This is a genomic window from Variovorax sp. GW821-FHT10C12, from assembly GCF_059415405.1.
Window position 1 is genome coordinate 413,509 of the sequence record NZ_JBWKNE010000002.1, and the last position, 14,828, is coordinate 428,336.

Annotated in this window: 15 protein-coding genes; 4 read left to right on the forward strand and 11 right to left on the reverse strand. The window is 69.8% G+C overall.

What is annotated here, in order from left to right; all coding sequences use genetic code 11:
• Positions 1 to 45: 45 nt before the first annotated feature.
• Positions 46 to 930 (reverse strand): LysR substrate-binding domain-containing protein, encoded by an 885-nt coding sequence (locus AC07OH_RS15190; protein WP_495301225.1) that lies wholly within the window; start codon positions 928 to 930, stop codon positions 46 to 48.
• 70 nt (positions 931 to 1,000) lie between these two features.
• Between AC07OH_RS15190 and AC07OH_RS15195 the strand changes: the two genes are divergently transcribed.
• The 3 genes from AC07OH_RS15195 to AC07OH_RS15205 all read left to right on the forward strand — a co-directional run bounded on the left by AC07OH_RS15195 (position 1,001) and on the right by AC07OH_RS15205 (position 3,124).
• The gene (locus AC07OH_RS15195; protein WP_495301226.1) at positions 1,001 to 2,053 is read left to right on the forward strand and encodes a YeiH family protein; all 1,053 of its coding nucleotides are present in this window, start codon (positions 1,001 to 1,003) and stop codon (positions 2,051 to 2,053) included.
• 104 nt (positions 2,054 to 2,157) lie between these two features.
• Positions 2,158 to 2,577, forward strand: a complete 420-nt coding sequence (locus AC07OH_RS15200; RefSeq protein WP_492734294.1) for a sel1 repeat family protein — start codon at positions 2,158 to 2,160, stop codon at positions 2,575 to 2,577.
• 52 nt (positions 2,578 to 2,629) lie between these two features.
• Positions 2,630 to 3,124, forward strand: coding sequence for a hypothetical protein (locus AC07OH_RS15205; RefSeq protein ID WP_495301227.1), 495 nt, complete (start codon positions 2,630 to 2,632; stop codon positions 3,122 to 3,124).
• A 20-nt stretch (positions 3,125 to 3,144) separates the two neighbouring features.
• Here AC07OH_RS15205 and AC07OH_RS15210 read toward each other — a convergent pair whose 3' ends face one another.
• Genes AC07OH_RS15210 through AC07OH_RS15220 form a run of 3 tightly spaced genes read right to left on the reverse strand, consistent with a single transcriptional unit; the run spans position 3,145 to position 5,537 of the window.
• Positions 3,145 to 3,975, reverse strand: coding sequence for an urease accessory protein UreD (locus AC07OH_RS15210; RefSeq protein WP_095744141.1), 831 nt, complete (start codon positions 3,973 to 3,975; stop codon positions 3,145 to 3,147).
• Between the two features lie 9 nt (positions 3,976 to 3,984).
• Positions 3,985 to 4,512, reverse strand: a complete 528-nt coding sequence (locus AC07OH_RS15215; RefSeq protein WP_495301228.1) for a nucleoside deaminase — start codon at positions 4,510 to 4,512, stop codon at positions 3,985 to 3,987.
• Complete coding sequence (locus AC07OH_RS15220) at positions 4,509 to 5,537, reverse strand: ABC transporter substrate-binding protein (protein WP_495301229.1); 1,029 nt, start codon at positions 5,535 to 5,537, stop codon at positions 4,509 to 4,511. Before AC07OH_RS15220 ends, AC07OH_RS15215 begins: the two co-directional genes overlap by 4 nt.
• A gap of 350 nt (positions 5,538 to 5,887) precedes the next feature.
• Between AC07OH_RS15220 and AC07OH_RS15225 the strand changes: the two genes are divergently transcribed.
• A complete protein-coding gene (locus AC07OH_RS15225) occupies positions 5,888 to 6,961 on the forward strand; it encodes an aromatic ring-hydroxylating dioxygenase subunit alpha (protein ID WP_495301230.1) in 1,074 nt (357 codons plus the stop codon).
• 51 nt (positions 6,962 to 7,012) lie between these two features.
• On the opposite strand, the gene AC07OH_RS15230 is transcribed toward AC07OH_RS15225, so the two are convergent.
• From AC07OH_RS15230 to AC07OH_RS15260, 7 genes are all read right to left on the reverse strand, one after another.
• Entirely contained in the window at positions 7,013 to 8,512 is a 1,500-nt protein-coding gene (locus tag AC07OH_RS15230; protein ID WP_495301231.1) for a carotenoid oxygenase family protein, read from the reverse strand.
• Positions 8,513 to 8,524: 12 nt separating this feature from the next.
• On the reverse strand, positions 8,525 to 8,962 hold the full coding sequence (locus AC07OH_RS15235; RefSeq protein WP_495301232.1) for a DUF2141 domain-containing protein: 438 nt from the start codon (positions 8,960 to 8,962) through the stop codon (positions 8,525 to 8,527).
• Positions 8,963 to 9,107: 145 nt separating this feature from the next.
• A complete protein-coding gene (locus AC07OH_RS15240; protein WP_495301233.1) occupies positions 9,108 to 10,217 on the reverse strand; it encodes an AI-2E family transporter in 1,110 nt (369 codons plus the stop codon).
• A gap of 161 nt (positions 10,218 to 10,378) precedes the next feature.
• Positions 10,379 to 11,086 (reverse strand): GntR family transcriptional regulator, encoded by a 708-nt coding sequence (locus AC07OH_RS15245; protein ID WP_192195479.1) that lies wholly within the window; start codon positions 11,084 to 11,086, stop codon positions 10,379 to 10,381.
• 5 nt (positions 11,087 to 11,091) lie between these two features.
• Positions 11,092 to 12,432: a C4-dicarboxylate transporter DctA gene (locus tag AC07OH_RS15250; protein ID WP_495301234.1), complete on the reverse strand. Its 1,341-nt coding sequence runs from the start codon at positions 12,430 to 12,432 to the stop codon at positions 11,092 to 11,094.
• A 173-nt stretch (positions 12,433 to 12,605) separates the two neighbouring features.
• Complete coding sequence (locus tag AC07OH_RS15255) at positions 12,606 to 13,811, reverse strand: dihydrolipoamide acetyltransferase family protein (protein ID WP_495301235.1); 1,206 nt, start codon at positions 13,809 to 13,811, stop codon at positions 12,606 to 12,608.
• A complete protein-coding gene (locus AC07OH_RS15260; protein WP_062472230.1) occupies positions 13,812 to 14,825 on the reverse strand; it encodes an alpha-ketoacid dehydrogenase subunit beta in 1,014 nt (337 codons plus the stop codon).
• Positions 14,826 to 14,828: the final 3 nt, after the last annotated feature.

Consider the following 14,828-nt stretch of genomic DNA (forward strand, 5'->3'; position numbering starts at 1 on the left):
CTGACAACAACGACAAAGGGCGCACGTGGTGCGCCCTTTTTCATGTCACGAGGCGTCGAGGATCTGCGCCATGCGTAGCGCCGCCGGCGAGAGCGGCCGGTTCTTCAGCGCCAGCCGGTACAGCGGCCGCGACAGCACCGCGCCGGGCAGCTTCAGCTCGCGCAGCGTGCCCAGCGCGAGCATGTCGGCCACCACCACGCGCGGCAGCATCGAGATGCCGACCCCGCTGGCCACGGTGCGCGCAATGGCTTCGTTGCTCGCCATTTCCATCCACGGCGGCGCGTCGATGCCGTGCGCCGCGCACAGCGCCTCGGTGGCCTGGCGCGTGCCCGAGCCCGGCTCGCGCAGGATCCAGTTCTGCCGGCCCAGCAGCGCGGCCGTCATGCCGCGCCGGGGCAGGGCGGCATCGGGCGGCGCGACGATGGCGAGCGGGTCGGTGGTCCATTCGCGCACCTCGACGCGCTCTTCGTCCACCCGGCCCTCGACCAGCGCGAGGTCGATGCGGCATTCGAGCAGCTGCTCGCACACCCACTGCGTGTTGCCGACCGTGACGCGCGGCACCACCGCCGGAAAGGCGGCGCAGAAGGCCGCGATCTGCGGCGGCAGCCAGTAGCTCGCCACCGTGGTGCTGGCGCCCAGCGTGAGGCTGCCGCGCTGCACGCCGACGCGCGCACGCACATCGTCCAGCGCCGCGCGCTCCATCGCGAAGATGCCGCGCGCATGTGTGAGCAGCGACGCGCCGGCCTCCGTGAGCCGAAAGCCCTTGCCCGCGCCGCGCTCGATGAGCGTCAGGTCGAGCTGGTGCTCCAGCTCACGGATGCCCTTGGACACCGCCGGCTGGCTGATCCACAGGCCCTCGGCCGCGCGAGAGAAGCTGCCCGCCTCGGCCACGGCGACGAACAAGCGCACCAGGTGCAGGTTCAGGGTCATAACTTAACTTCATGCATCGGTGAAGTTTATGTCTTTGACTCATGGGGTGTCGATTCCTAAAGTCGGGTCCATGTCCTCCCTTGCCGCCTCCTTGCCCGGTTTCTCCTTCGTTCGCCGCTGCGGCCCCGGCGTGTTGCTGTCCGCGCTGCTGGCGGCCGCCGCCGCGCTGCTGGCCGAATGGCCGCCGATGGTGCACCTGGGCCTGAGCGCGCTCACGCTGGCCATCGCGCTGGGCATGGTGGCGGGCAACACGGTGTTCCCCGCGGTGTCGGCGCGCACCGGCGCGGGCGTGGACTTCGCGCGCAGCGCCTTGCTGCGCGCGGGCATCGTGCTCTACGGCTTTCGCATCTCGCTGAGCGACATCGGCGCCGTCGGCTGGCCCGGCGTGCTGATCGCGATGGCGATGGTGGCGCTGACCTTCGGCCTCGCCGTGCGCGTCGGCACGCGCTGGCTGGGGCTCGACCGCGAGACCGCCGCGCTCATCGGCGCAGGCAGCGCCATCTGCGGCGCCGCCGCCGTGATGGCGACGCAGCCCGTGGTGCGCGGCGAAGAGCACAAGGTGTCGATCGCCGTCGCCACGGTGGTGGTGTTCGGCACGCTGTCGATGGTGGCGTACCCGCTGGTCTATCCGTACCTCGGGCTCACGGAGCATGCCTTCGGTCTCTTCGCGGGCTCCACCATCCACGAGGTGGCGCAGGTGGTCGCGGTCGGCGAGGCCGTCAGCCCGGGCGCGGCCAACGCGGCCGTGGTCGAGAAGATGCTGCGCGTGATGATGCTGGCGCCGTTCCTCATGGGCCTGTCGTTCCGCGTGGCGGCGTCGACGCCGGGCGCGGCGAGCCTGGGTTCCTGCTGGCGCCAGGTGCGCGTGCCATGGTTCGCGGTGCTGTTCATCGCCGTGAGCGCCGTGCATTCGCTCGACGTGCTGCCGCGCGCCCTGGTCGCCGCGCTGGTGCAGCTCGACACGCTGCTGCTCGCCACCGCCATGGCCGCGATGGGCCTGCGCACCAGCGCCGCGAGCCTGCGCAAGGCCGGGGCGCAACCGCTCAAGCTCGGGGCGCTGCTGTTCGTGTTCCTGACGGCCGGCGGCTATGCGGTGAATGCGGCCGTGCTGGCGATGTTTTGAGCGGGGGCTCAGGCGGCGCCTGAGGCGTCCTGCGTGAATTCCAGTTTCTCCTGCGCGCGCCTTCGCGGGACCATCGGTGCCACGCAACCCGTGGAGAAAAACCGATGTCATCCGAACTCAACCAGATCGCCAGTTGGTCGCTGCGCTGGCGCATCTTTCTGTCAGGCACGCTGTGCCTCGTCGCCGCCATCGCCGCGGCCAAGCCTTTCGACGCAAACGTCGACCTGCAGACCGAGCAGCGCTACCAGCTCGCCCTCGAAGCGCAGGCCGCACGCGACTACCGCACGATGCTCGAGCAACTGCGCCAGGCCGCCACCGAAGGCCATCCCGAGGCGCAGGAGATGCTGGGCATGGTGCTGCTGACGGGGCCCACGCTGTACGGATCGGCCGTGAAGGCCGACCGCTGCGAAGCGCGCACGTGGATGCTGCGCGCCGCCGGGCAGGGCAGCGAAACGGCCAGGGTGCAGCTGGCGTTTCTCAACAGGCTGCGCAGCGCGCCGTCCGGAAAGATCGCCTGCGGTTGATGGCGGGGGCTGTGCGGCCATACTCGGCGCTCCTTCACGAGCGCGCCCTTGCATGCCCACTCCTTCTCCCGCGAACCGACGCATGCGCACCGTGTCCTGGCTCCTGTGCGTGCTCGCACTCGCCGGGTGCACGGCAACAGGCAACAAGCCCGACGCGACCGTCACCCCGACCGCTGACGGGTACGAGGTCACGCTCTACGCCACCCGGGGCCTGATGGTGCATGACCCTGTGGCGCTGATCTTTCATCGCAGCTACGAACTCGAATCCCGCATCCGGGTGCCGTCGATCGAAGGGCGTATCGACGCAGCCGACGCCTCGGTGTACGAGGTGAGCGGATTCGACAAGGCGGCCGAGAAGAAGGCGCCTTCCACGCACCCTCGCGACCTCCGGCTGCAGGAGCACTACGAGAAGGAGCGCAGGCCGCGTCTCACGGGCGCGCTCGTTTTCTCGGGCAAGACGCTGACGGTCGACGTGCAGGCGGTGGGGCAGAACGGTTCGTCCCCGTATCCGTTCAACGGCACCTACCGCCTGAAGACACGACAGTAGCGGCGACGGCCGCCTGCTCCTCAGGTCGCCCAGATGCGCGGCGTGGCCGCCGGCAGTTGCCACAGCTCGCTGCGCCACGCCTGCCAGACCTGCCGCAGCAGCTGCATCGCGGGCTCGACCACCGGCGCGAGCACGCGCAGCACCACCACTTCCGCATGCGGGCTGGTCGCGCCCGCGCTCTCGTGCAGTTCGTGCACGTCGAGCAGCCCGCGCGCCTGCGCCAGCAGGGCCTCGCGCCGTGCCTTGGCCATCGGCGAGCCGGCCACGACGAACAGCGAAGCGAGGCAGCGGTGGCCGCCCAGGCCCAGCGGGCTTTGCAGCAGGCGGTGGTCGCTCGCGTCGATGCGCCCGCGTTCCAGCCACACGCCGGGCGCCTCGATGTGCTGCAGGTAGGTGCCGCGTTCGAAGGGCTGGTGGGCGTTGGGCAGGCCGAGTGCGCACACGTCCCAGCCGATCATCTCGGCGCCCGGTGCGACCTCGAGCGTGAGCCGGTTCTCGGCCTGGCAGCCGCTGTAGCAGATGGCTTCGAGCGGCAGCCATTCGAGCCGCGCGCCCGGTGCGAGGCGGATGCGCGTGCGCTGCAGCGCGGTTTCGCCTTCGGAGCGGTAGAAGCGCGAGGCGCCGGGCGTGGTGATCAGGCCGTGGCTGCCGTCGGCGGCTTCGATGTCGATGTCGAGCGTGTCGCCGCCCACGAGGCCGCCCGGCGGATGCACCAGCACGTTGTGGCACACCGCATCGCCCTCGGGGTAGAGGCTCTGCAGGATGCGCAGCGGGCCGTCGTGGCGGAAACGGGCGACGCTGCGGTCGGCTTCTTTTTGGTAGGCGAGGTGGAGACGGGCGTGCCAGGGCATGCGGGGAGTCTAGGTCTTCCAGGCGCCGTCGTGCGCGGCAGCCGCTTCGTCGATCAAGGCAGGACCGATGCACTCGATCGGATGCGGCGAGGCGCGGAACACGTCGCGGCACGACAGTTCCGCGTCGCGCTGGTCCTGCCGCTCGCCACGGAACACGCGCAGCCGCTGCGCGTCGATGCCGAACACCACGCGGCCGATGTTCGACCAGAAGATCGCGCCCGCGCACATCACGCAGGGTTCGCCCGAGGCATAGAGCGTGGCGCCCGCCAGTTCCTCGCGCGTGAGGCCGCGACCGGCCAGTGCGCGCAGCGCGTTCACTTCGGCGTGCGCGGTGCAGTCGCCGGTTTCGGCGTTGCTGTTCGCGGCCTCGGCCAGCACCTCGCCGGCGGCCGAGACGATGACCGAGCCGAAGGGCCGGTTGCCGCGCCGGCGCGCGGCGTGCGACCACACGATGGCCTTGCGCAGGTAGCGGCCGTCGCGCTCGTCGAGCGTGGTTTCTTCGGGGAGCGCGGGCGTGGAGTTTTCAGGAAGATTCATGCCTTGGGTGCGGGAAGAAGGCGCTCGCTGCGCGCCGGCAGCATCGCGCCGTTGAAGAGGGCATCGGCCGAAGGCCGCATCTTGAGGCCGAAAGTGTCGGCCACCTCGTCGACCTGCTGTTCGAGCGTGAGCTTGCGGATGTCGCCCAGCCCGTGGCCGCGCGTGTCCGCCGCGCCCACGTACTGCGCCGTGAGGCTCCAGCGTTCGAGTTCGACCTTCTCGTCCAGGATCGGTTCGCGCTGGCGCATGGCCGCGATGCTGGGCACCGGGTTGGCAAAGGTCTCGACGATGGCGCGGTTGGTGGCGCGCAAGAAAGCCGCCACCACCTTCGGGTTCTGCGCGATCAGGTTGCTGCTCGCCAGGATCGCGTTGCCGTACAGGTTGACGCCCGCGTCCGCGTACTTGAGCACCGAGAGCTCGTCGGCCTTCATGCGCGCGAAGAGCGAGACGGCCGAATCGTGGAAGTAGGTGGCGGCATCGACGTCGCCGCGCACCATCACGTTGTCGCGCGCGCTGAAGTCGGTGGTCTGCCACTGGAAGGCGTCGCCGCGCATGCCCTGTTTGCGCGCCACCATCGGCCAGGCGCGGCGCGTGGACTCGACGGCGGCGGCCGCCACCTTCTTGCCCGTGAGGCTCTTGAAGTCGGTCGTCACGCCGCGGTCCTTGCGCCCGATGATCACGAACGGTGCACGGTTGTAGTACTGGTACACGGCCTGCACCACCGGCGTGCCCGGGTTCTGTGCGTTGAACTCGACCAGCGAGCTGATGTCGCCCAGGCCCAGCTGGTAGACGCCGCTGGCGATGCGGGTGATCGACGCGACCGAGCCGGCGCCGGTGTCGATCGTCACGTCCAGCCCTTCGTCGCGGTAGTAGCCCTTGGCCTGGGCCAAGAAGAAGGGTGCGGTCTGGCCGTTGATGCGGAAGTCGAGCGTGAACTTCAGCGGTGTGAGCTTGCCGCCCTGCGCGAACACGGCAGGGGCGGCGAGGGTGGCGGCAGCGGCGGCAAGAAGGGATCGGCGTTGCATGGTGGGGCCTCGGAGTCGGTGGTCTTGACGGATGCCTCCCACCGCGGGCGGGAGGCGCCTCAAGAGCAATTTCCGGGCGGGCGCACGGGGTTGGTGCGTGCGCTGCTGAACGCTTCTACTCTTGCCCGCTGTCTTGCATGAGGCATGCCAGGGTGCGGCGCTCGGGCATCGCGGCGTGGGGCTTGGACGTGCGACAAGGGCGCGCCACAATCCGGGCGCGCTAATTGCAAGTCGATCGGCGCAGAGTAGAAGCGTTCAGCCTCGCGCATGCCTTTCAACCGGCATGCCGACGAAGCAGGAAATTGCTCTTTCACGTTCGTCCCCCCACGCAACAACGAAGGAGTTCGCCCATGCTCGTCACCCGACAACCCGTCTTCCGCAAGTTCTGGCATGCCGTCATGCCGCTCACCGAACTGGCCCATGGCCCCAAGCCTTTCCGGCTGCTGGGCGAAGACATCGTTCTGTTCCTCGACGCCGACGGCCAGCCGGCCGCGCTGCGCGACCGCTGCTGCCACCGCACCGCGAAGCTGTCGAAGGGCTGGTGCGTGGACGGCGAAGGCAAGGCCTGCGGGCAGGGCGCGATCCAGTGCGGCTACCACGGCTGGACCTATGACCGCAGCGGCCAGGTGGTGCGCATTCCACAGTACGAGCCCGACCGCAAGATTTCGCCCGAGTACAGGACCACGGCCTACCCCTGCACCGCGCGCTACGGCTACGCCTGGGTGGCGCTGGAAGAACCCATTGCCGACATCCCGGCCATTCCCGAGTTCGACGACCCGGGCTACCGCACCATCTTCCAGTTCTACGAGGAGTGGCAGACCAGCCCGATGCGCGCGCTCGAAAACTCCTTCGACAACTCGCACTTCAGCTTCGTGCACCGCGCCACCTTCGGCGTGGCCGCAAGCCCGAAGCCGAGCAGGTACGAGCTGGTGGAAAACGAGTCGGGCTTCCATGCCGAGACGGTGATCGAAGCGACCAACCCGGTGAAGTTCCACGCCATCAGCGGCGTGACCGATGCGATCACCACGCGCCACATGCGCAACGCCTACTTCCTGCCGTTCGCGCGCCGCCTCGACATTGAGTACCCCAGCGGCGTCCGCCACATCATCATCAATTGCTTCACGCCCATCGACGACGGGCGCATGCAGCTGTGCCAGTGGCTGTTCCGCAACGACACCGAGGCCGACTGCGCGGCGCAGATGCTGATCGACTTCGACGAGGAGATCACGTGCGAGGACAAGGACATCCTCGAATCGACCGACCCCGATGCGCTGGTCGACACGCGCCGGCGCGGCGTGGAGTATTCGATGGAGTCCGACCGGCCGGGCATGCTGATCCGCAAGCACCTGATGCAGCTGCTGGCCAGGCATGGCGAGGCGGAGGTGCACCGGGGCCTGACGATCCCGATCGCGAAAGCCGCCTGAACGCGATGCCGCTGCGGGCCCCGCGTGCGCGTGGCCGCAGCGGTCAGTCGTTCAGGCCTTCACGAAGGCGCCATGCAACCCCAGCGGCAGCGCGTAAGGCAGCGTCGCCTGCGCCACCGGCCCGGCGGCCAGGTGGTCGGCGGCGAAGCACGACAGCACCGTGCGCTGCCGGGCGAAGTCCAGCGCAGTGCCCAGCACCCAGCCGGCCTTGGCGCCGTCGGGCACGAAGACGTGCTCTTCCACGATGGCCTGCGCCCCGTAGCTGAAGCGCTGGCTGCGTCCGCTCTCGATGTCGGTGCGCGCGACGGCGCCGAAGCCGGGCACGTCGGCACGCGTCTGCGTGGCGTGCACGACCTGGCGGTGGCGCAGGCCGACGCGGCGCGGATCGATGCGTGGGAATTCAGCCTCCAGCGGCAGTTCCCGCTGCGTGGCCTTGCCCGTTCCCAGGTCGAGCGTGGCGACGGTCAGGCGTGGCTCGTTGCGGCGCACGCGGCGCGCGCGCATCACCTCGCGGTTGCTGGTGAACACCGACTCGGCGTTCTGCGTGCGCACGTAGTCGATGTGGATGCGTGCACCGCGCGGCGTGTCTTCTTCCCATGCATTGCCGACGTGGAACAGGAAACCGGCCGGCAGCTCCAGCAGCTGGCGCTTGTCCCAGTCCTGCTTGTCGACCACCAGCGCGCGCATGCCGAGCTCGGGCCGCCAGACGTGGGCGTCGAGAAAGCTCGCGCCGGCCTCCTTGCGCTTGCTGTCGTACACCAGCGGCGGCATGAGGAACACCAGGTGCCGCGCGGTCACGGCGAAGTCGTGGACCATGGGCAGCTCGGGCACCGGCACCACGGCCGCGCGGCGCAGCGCGCCGCCGGGCGCGATCTCGTACAGCGCCAGCAGGCTCTGGCCCGAGCTCACGCCGAAGTTCCACACCGTGCCGTCCGGGTCGACCTTGGGGTGGGCCGAGAAGGGCATGCCCGCGAGGTCGGCGCGCCAGGTCTTCACGCCCAGCGTGTCGAGCGTGCGCGCATCGATGCGCGTGGCCGAGCCGCCTTCCCACAGCGCCAGCACCTCGCCCTGCATCGGCAGCACGCTGGTGTTGGCGACGTTGATGGCGTCGGCCGAGGTGGGCGGCTCCACGCCCGGCGGCATGGTGCCGAAGGCTTCGGTGAGGTGGCGGCCGGCCTTCACCTCGGCCACGCGCTTGGGCGTGGCGACGTAGCGGCCCTGGTGGCGCACGTCGGTGCCCTCGATGACGAAGCGGTGGACCATGCCGTCGCCGTCGAACCAGTGGTGGTAGCGCTCGCCGCCCAGGTCGTGGCCGGCCGGGCCGATGCGAAACAGCGTGCCGGCCACGGCGTCGGGGAAGCGCCCGCGCACGGTGGCGCGGGTCAGGGGCAGGTCGCCCGGCGGTGTGGCGAAGCCGATCTTCCAGGGGGCGTCGGCGGCTTCGAACTGGGCTTGCCAGTCGTCGGTGGTGCCGGCCGCGCGTGCGAGCGGGGCGAGCAGGGGCAGGGCGCCGGCCGTGGCCAGCAGGCGCAGGAGTTCGCGTCGTTCCATGGCCGTGTCTCCTCAGCGCAGGTGGATGACGGCTTGGGCGTCGGCGTCGATGCGCAGCGCCGCGGCCTCGAAGTCGGGCGCGCCACGGTTGCCCTTGGCGTCGTTCGAGAAACCATAGCGTTCGATCGGCATGCCCACCAGGTTGGTGTCGAGCTTGCCGTTGCCGTTCTCGTCGGCGAACACGCGCAGCGCGTAGCGGCCCGGCGCCAGGTCGGTGAAGACGAAGCGGGCCTTGCCTTCGCGCAGGGGCGCGGTCTGCGAGGCGAGGGCCTTGCTCTCGGCGTAGCTGGTGGCGTCGTTGTACAGCGCGACGTAGAGCGTGGCGCCGGCGGCCGGGCCGTCGGCGACGCTCAGGTTCAGGTCGGCGGCCAGGGCGCCGAGCGGGGCGAGCGCGGCAGCGGCGATCAGGCCGCGCGCGGCGGGGCGGGAGAGGAAAGCGGGAAGGTGCATGGCAGGCCTCGTGGTGGGTGGAGGGCCCGACGATCCCGCAGTCGCCGGGCGGTGCCCAGCGTCATGCGACGGAATGCGCGAATGCGTGCGCGAAATGCGCGCAGAGGGAGCGAACGCCGCGGCCCGGGAAGGGCCGCGACCGGTGTCAGGCCTTGTCCTGCCCGTCCTTCGGGGCCTGCGCGGCCTCTTCGACCGCGTGCCCCGTGCCCACATGGCCCGAGTCCGCAAAGAGGCTCCAGGCCGCCATGAACAGCGCCGCGATCACCGGCCCGATCACGAAGCCGTTGATGCCGAAGATCGCCATGCCGCCGATGGTGGACATCAGCACGATGTAGTCGGGCATCTGCGTGTCCTTGCCCACCAGCACGGGACGCAGGATGTTGTCGACCAGGCCGATCACGAACACGCCGATGAAGATCAGCACGCCGCCCTGCCAGAAGTGCCCGGTGGCCAGGTAGTAGATGGCCACGGGGCCCCAGATCAGCGCCGCGCCCACGGCCGGCAGCAGCGACAGGAAGGCCATCAGCACCGCCCACAGCAGCGCGCCCTGCACGCCCAGGAACCAGAAAGCCAGCCCGCCGATGGTGCCCTGCGCGATGGCCACGGCCACGTTGCCCTTCACGGTGGCGCGGATCACGGTGGTGAACTTGTTCAGCAGGTAGTGCGTGTGCGGCTTGGCCAGCGGCAGCGCGTCGCGCATGGTCTTCGAGAGCGACGTGCCGTCGCGCACCAGGAAGTACAGCAGGTAGAGCATCACGAAGAAGCTCACCACGAAGTCGAAGGTGTTCTGCCCGATGGCCAGCGCCTGGCTGGCGATGAGCTGGCTGGCCTGGCCCGCGATGGCCGAGACGCGCGCCTGCCAGGCCGCCATGTCGCCCAGGTTGAAACGCTCCACGATGTTCAGCAGCCACTGCGGCGTGGCGTCCAGGATCTGCTGGAAGTAGGCCGCAAAGTTGATCTGGCCCGAGCGGATGCTCTGCGTGATCAGCGCCACCTCCTGCACCAGCGACACGCCCACCATCGCCAGCGGCAGGATCACGATGAACAGGCAGATCGCCAGCGTGGACAGCGCGGCCACGTTGCGCCGGCCGGGCATCTTCTTGAGCAGCCACTTGAACAGCGGCGTGAACAGGATCGCCAGCGCCACCCCCCAGAGCACCGCGCCGAAGAACGGCATCAGCACCCACAGAAAGGCGACGGTGACAGCAGCAAGCAGGGCGAGGAAGACGCCGCGCTGGAGTTGGGGAGAGTTCATAAGTGTCTCGGACTGTAGCCGAGCCGGAACCCGTCGCCGTGTCAGCCGGCGCGCCCTTGTGCGATGCAGCAGGCTTGCCAAGGAAAAACGCCGCGGGCCTAAGGCCGGCGGCGTGTGTCAGCTACTCAATTGATAGCTGGCGGCGGCACAAATGCACAGCGCTAACGCTTGGCTGCGCGCGGCAACGCCACGGGTGCCAGCGTGGCGCGCAGCCGGCTCGGCGCATCGGGCTCGGTGGTGGCGTCGACCTCCAGCGCCCGTTCGACATTGCCGATGTGGTCGAGCATGAGCTGGCGCGCCTGCTCGATGTTGCCGGCCTCGAGCGCCTCAACGATCGCGCCGTGCTCCGCGCACGACTGTCCGGCCTCGTGCTTCGACTGGTAGAGCGTGGCCGCCAGCGTGGTGCGCGCCGTGAGGTCCCGCAGCACGTCGACCAGCAGTTGGTGGCCCATCTGCTCGGCCAGGCAGACATGGAAGTCGGCCAGCAGGAAGGCGCGCGTGGCGGCGTCGGCGCCTTCGATGGCGCGCTGCTCGTCGGCGATGTGGTCGCGCAGCTTGCGGATCACCTGGCCCAGCGGCCGGCCCTCGCTCGCGGCCAGGATGCCGGCCTCGACGATGCGGCGTGCCGAAAAAGCGTCGCGCGCTTCCTCGGCCGAGGGCTCCACCACGTACCAGCCGCGGCGCGACTGCACCTCGACGAAACCGCGCGCCTGCAGCTGCATCAGCGCCTCGCGCACCATGGTGCGGCTGACCGAGAAGTTCTCGGCCAGCGCCTGCTCGCCGAGCCGGTCGCCGGGCGCGAGCTTCTGCGCGAGGATGGCCTCGACGACGCGTTCGGCGATGGCGGTGGGGCTGACGTCGGCGGGCATTTTTTTCAGTGGGCGGTGGAAGCGGCGGTGCCGGTGTTTACCACGGGCGCCACAGGTGCTTCAGCCAGCGGCTCGTCGTCGGGCGAGTAGGTGCCGTCGAGCACCGCGTGTGCGCGCTCGCGGTCGATGTCGCCTTCCCACGCGGCGATCGCGACGGTGGCCACGCAGTTGCCGATCAGGTTGCCCAGCGCGCGGGCGATGCCCATGAACCAGTCGACCGACAGCACCAGCACCAGGCCGATGGCGGGAATCGCCGGAATCGCATGCAGCGTGGCGGCCAGCACCACGATCGCCGAGCCCGGCACGCCGTGCGCGCCCTTGGAGGTGACCAGCGCGATCGCCAGGATGGTCAGCAGGTCGGCCATCGAGATCGGTGTGTTGGTGGCCTGCGCAATGAACACGGCCGCCAGCGTGATGTAGATCGAGAACGCGTCGAGGTTGAATGAGTAGCCCGTGGGAATCACCAGGCCCACCGTCGAGTCGCGGATGCCCATGCGGCGCAGCTTGGCCATGATCTGCGGCAGCACGCTGTCCGACGAGGTGGTGGCGAACACAATGGCCAGCTCTTCGCGCAGGTAGCGCAGCAGCTTCCAGAGGCTGAAGCCCGAGAAGCGCATCACCAGCCCCAGCACCACGAACACGAAGATCAGCACCGCGCCGTAGAAGAGGGCGACCAGCATGCCCAGCTGCTTGAGCGAGCCGATGCCGTACTTGCCGACCGTGAAGGCAATGGCGCCCAGCACGCCCAGCGGCGCCAGCTTGATGATGATGCCCATGATCTTGAACAGCACCAGCGAGAGCGCATCCACCACCGCCGCCACCGGCGCGCCGCGGTCGCCCAGCAGCGAGAGCGCGCAGCCGAACAGCACCGCGAACAGCAGCACCTGCAGCACGTCGCCGGTGGCGAAGGCGGCGACCACCGTGGTGGGAATGAGCTTCATCAAAAACTCGACCGTGCCACCGCTCGTGAGCTTGTCGGCGTTGGAGGCATAGGCGCTCATCGCGCTGGCGTCGAGCGTCTTGGGGTCGACGTTCATGCCCACGCCCGGCTCGAACACGAAGGCCAGCACCAGGCCCATCGCCAGCGCGATGGTGGTCAGCACCTCGAAGTAGATCAGCGCCTTCACGCCGACCCGGCCCACGCGCTTGAGGTCGCCCGCGCCGGCGATGCCGTGCACCACCACGCAGAACACCAGCACGGGAATGATCATCTTGATCAGCTTGATGAAGCCGTCACCCAGCGGCTTGAGCTTGGCGGCGAACTCGGGGGCAAAGAGGCCGACGAGCACGCCGATCACCAGTGCGATGACCACCTGTCCGAAGAGCGATTTGGCAAAGCGAGGCATGGAAATCTCCTGTCGTTGTCGTGTCGAGGTTTTGCATGCAAGGATCGCTTTTTCTTGCATACAAGAACTGTAGGCAAGAAGATTGCAGGGGGTTCAGAGGGTATTCCCGGGGCGTTCCGGTCGGGCGGGGCCCCCCGCCGCACGTCGGGGCGGGTGAGGTCTGTGCGGGGCGGCTACTCGATGAAAAGCAGCGCCGGGCATTCGAGCGAAGCCCGCACGGCCTGCACGAATTCGGCCGCCAGCTGGCCGTCGACCACGCGGTGGTCGAAGGAGGAGGACAGGTTCATCATGCGGCGCGCGACCACCGCGCCGCCCAGCATCACCGGGCGCTGCACGATGCGGTTGACGCCGACGATCGCCACCTCGGGCGCATTGATGATCGGCGTGGAGGCGATGCCGCCCAGCGCGCCCAGGCTGGTGACGGTGAGGGTCGAGCCGCTCAGCTCGTCGCGCGTGGCCCGGCCCGCGCGCGCGGCGTCGGCCAGCCGGGCGATCTCGGTCGCGCTCGACCAGAGGTCGCGCGCTTCCGCGTGGCGCAGCACCGGCACCATGAGGCCGGCCGCGGTCTGGGTCGCGATGCCGACGTGCACCGCGCCGTGGCGCGTGAGCACGCCGGCCTCGTCGTCGAAGCGGGCGTTGATCTGCGGGAAGCGCGGCACCGCCAGCACCACCGCGCGCACCAGCAGCGGCAGCAGCGTCAGGTGCGCCCGCTCGCCGCCCCAGCGTTCGTTGATGCGGGCGCGCAGCAACTCCAGCTCGGTCACGTCGACCTCCTCGACGTAGGTGAAGTGCGGGATGCGGCGCATCGCGTCCTGCATGCGCTGCGCGATGCGGCGGCGCACGCCGGTCACGGGCACAGCCTCCTCGTCGTGGCGCTCGGCGTAGCGCGCGGCATCCGGTGCCGGCGAACCGGGCCGGCGCAGCAGCCAGGCGTCGAGGTCCTCGTGCAGGATGCGGCCGTCCGCGCTGCTGCCCGGCACCTGCCGCAGATCGATGCCGAGGACCGTCGCCCGGTGGCGCACCGCGGGTGAGGCGAGCGGCTTGCCGGCCGAGGGGCGCGCGCGTTCGGCTGGTGCCGGTGCCGGTGCAGGCGCCGGCGTCGATACGGCCGGCGCCTCCTCCCGCGCCTCACCGCCGTCAGCCACGTCGATCCGGATCAGCTCCGCGCCCACCGCGATCTGCTGCCCCACCTCGCCGCCGAGCGCGACCACCCGGCCCGCGACCGGCGAGGGAATCTCGACCGTGGCCTTGTCGGTCATCACGTCCGCCAACACCTGGTCTTCGGCTACCGTGTCGCCGGGCCGCACGCGCCACGCCACCAGCTCCACCTCGGCGATGCCTTCGCCCAGGTCCGGCACCTTGATCGTGAGCGTGCCCATTCAGTTCTCCATGGCGCGGCGCAAGGCCGCACCGACGCGCGCGGGGCCCGGGAAGTAGGCCCACTCCTGCGCATGCGGGTAGGGCGTGTCCCAGCCGGCCACGCGCCCGATCGGCGCTTCCAGGTGGTGGAAGCAATGCTCCTGCACCAGCGCCGTCAGCTCGGCGCCGAAGCCGCTGGTGCGCGTGGCCTCGTGCACGATCACGCAGCGGCCGGTCTTCTTCACCGAGGCGACCAGCGTCTGCAGGTCCAGCGGCCACAGGCTGCGCAGGTCGATGATCTCGGCATCGATGCCGGTCTCGCGCGCGGCCGCTTCGCAGACGAAGACCATGGTGCCGTAGCTGATCACCGTCAGGTCGGCGCCGGGGCGGAACACCGTGGCCGACTCCAGCGGCACCGTGTAGTAGCCCTCGGGCACCTCGCCCAGCGGATGCGCCGACCAGGGCACCAGCGGCCGGTCGTGGTGGCCGTCGAAGGGGCCGTTGTACAGCCGCTTGGGCTCCAGGAAGATGACCGGGTCGTCGTTCTCGATCGAGGCGATCAGCAGGCCCTTGGCATCGCGCGGATTGGAAGGCATCACCGTGCGCAGCCCGCACACGTGCGTGAACAGCGCCTCCGGGCTCTGGCTGTGCGTCTGGCCGCCGTAGATGCCGCCGCCGCAGGGCATGCGGATGGTGATCGGCGCGGTGAAATCGCCCGCCGAGCGGTAGCGCAGGCGCGCCGCCTCCGACACGATCTGGTCGTAGGCCGGATAGACGTAGTCGGCGAACTGCACCTCCACCACCGGGCGCAGGCCGTAGGCGCCCATGCCGATGGCCGAGCCGACGATGCCGCCCTCGTTGATCGGCGCATCGAACACGCGCGAGCGGCCGTACTTGGCCTGCAGGCCTTCGGTGCAGCGGAACACGCCGCCGAAGTAGCCCACGTCCTGGCCGTAGACGATCACGTTGTCGTCGCGCTCGAGCATCACGTCCATGGCGGAGCGCAGGGCCTGGATCATCGTCATCGAGGCCATGGC

Excerpts from the sequence above, each read along its gene's own strand:
- AC07OH_RS15220 (WP_495301229.1), bottom strand. The coding sequence starts at position 5,537 with ATGCAACGCCGATCCCTTCTTGCCGCCGCTGCCGCCACCCTCGCCGCC.
- AC07OH_RS15235 (WP_495301232.1), bottom strand. The coding sequence starts at position 8,962 with ATGCACCTTCCCGCTTTCCTCTCCCGCCCCGCCGCGCGCGGCCTGATC.
- AC07OH_RS15210 (WP_095744141.1), bottom strand. The coding sequence starts at position 3,975 with ATGCCCTGGCACGCCCGTCTCCACCTCGCCTACCAAAAAGAAGCCGAC.
- AC07OH_RS15230 (WP_495301231.1), bottom strand. The coding sequence starts at position 8,512 with ATGGAACGACGCGAACTCCTGCGCCTGCTGGCCACGGCCGGCGCCCTG.
- AC07OH_RS15200 (WP_492734294.1), top strand. The coding sequence starts at position 2,158 with ATGTCATCCGAACTCAACCAGATCGCCAGTTGGTCGCTGCGCTGGCGC.
- AC07OH_RS15255 (WP_495301235.1), bottom strand. The coding sequence starts at position 13,811 with ATGGGCACGCTCACGATCAAGGTGCCGGACCTGGGCGAAGGCATCGCC.
- AC07OH_RS15250 (WP_495301234.1), bottom strand. The coding sequence starts at position 12,432 with ATGCCTCGCTTTGCCAAATCGCTCTTCGGACAGGTGGTCATCGCACTG.
- AC07OH_RS15205 (WP_495301227.1), top strand. The coding sequence starts at position 2,630 with ATGCCCACTCCTTCTCCCGCGAACCGACGCATGCGCACCGTGTCCTGG.
- AC07OH_RS15245 (WP_192195479.1), bottom strand. The coding sequence starts at position 11,086 with ATGCCCGCCGACGTCAGCCCCACCGCCATCGCCGAACGCGTCGTCGAG.
- AC07OH_RS15215 (WP_495301228.1), bottom strand. The coding sequence starts at position 4,512 with ATGAATCTTCCTGAAAACTCCACGCCCGCGCTCCCCGAAGAAACCACG.
- AC07OH_RS15195 (WP_495301226.1), top strand. The coding sequence starts at position 1,001 with ATGTCCTCCCTTGCCGCCTCCTTGCCCGGTTTCTCCTTCGTTCGCCGC.
- AC07OH_RS15260 (WP_062472230.1), bottom strand. The coding sequence starts at position 14,825 with ATGGCCTCGATGACGATGATCCAGGCCCTGCGCTCCGCCATGGACGTG.
- AC07OH_RS15225 (WP_495301230.1), top strand. The coding sequence starts at position 5,888 with ATGCTCGTCACCCGACAACCCGTCTTCCGCAAGTTCTGGCATGCCGTC.
- AC07OH_RS15190 (WP_495301225.1), bottom strand. The coding sequence starts at position 930 with ATGACCCTGAACCTGCACCTGGTGCGCTTGTTCGTCGCCGTGGCCGAG.
- AC07OH_RS15240 (WP_495301233.1), bottom strand. The coding sequence starts at position 10,217 with ATGAACTCTCCCCAACTCCAGCGCGGCGTCTTCCTCGCCCTGCTTGCT.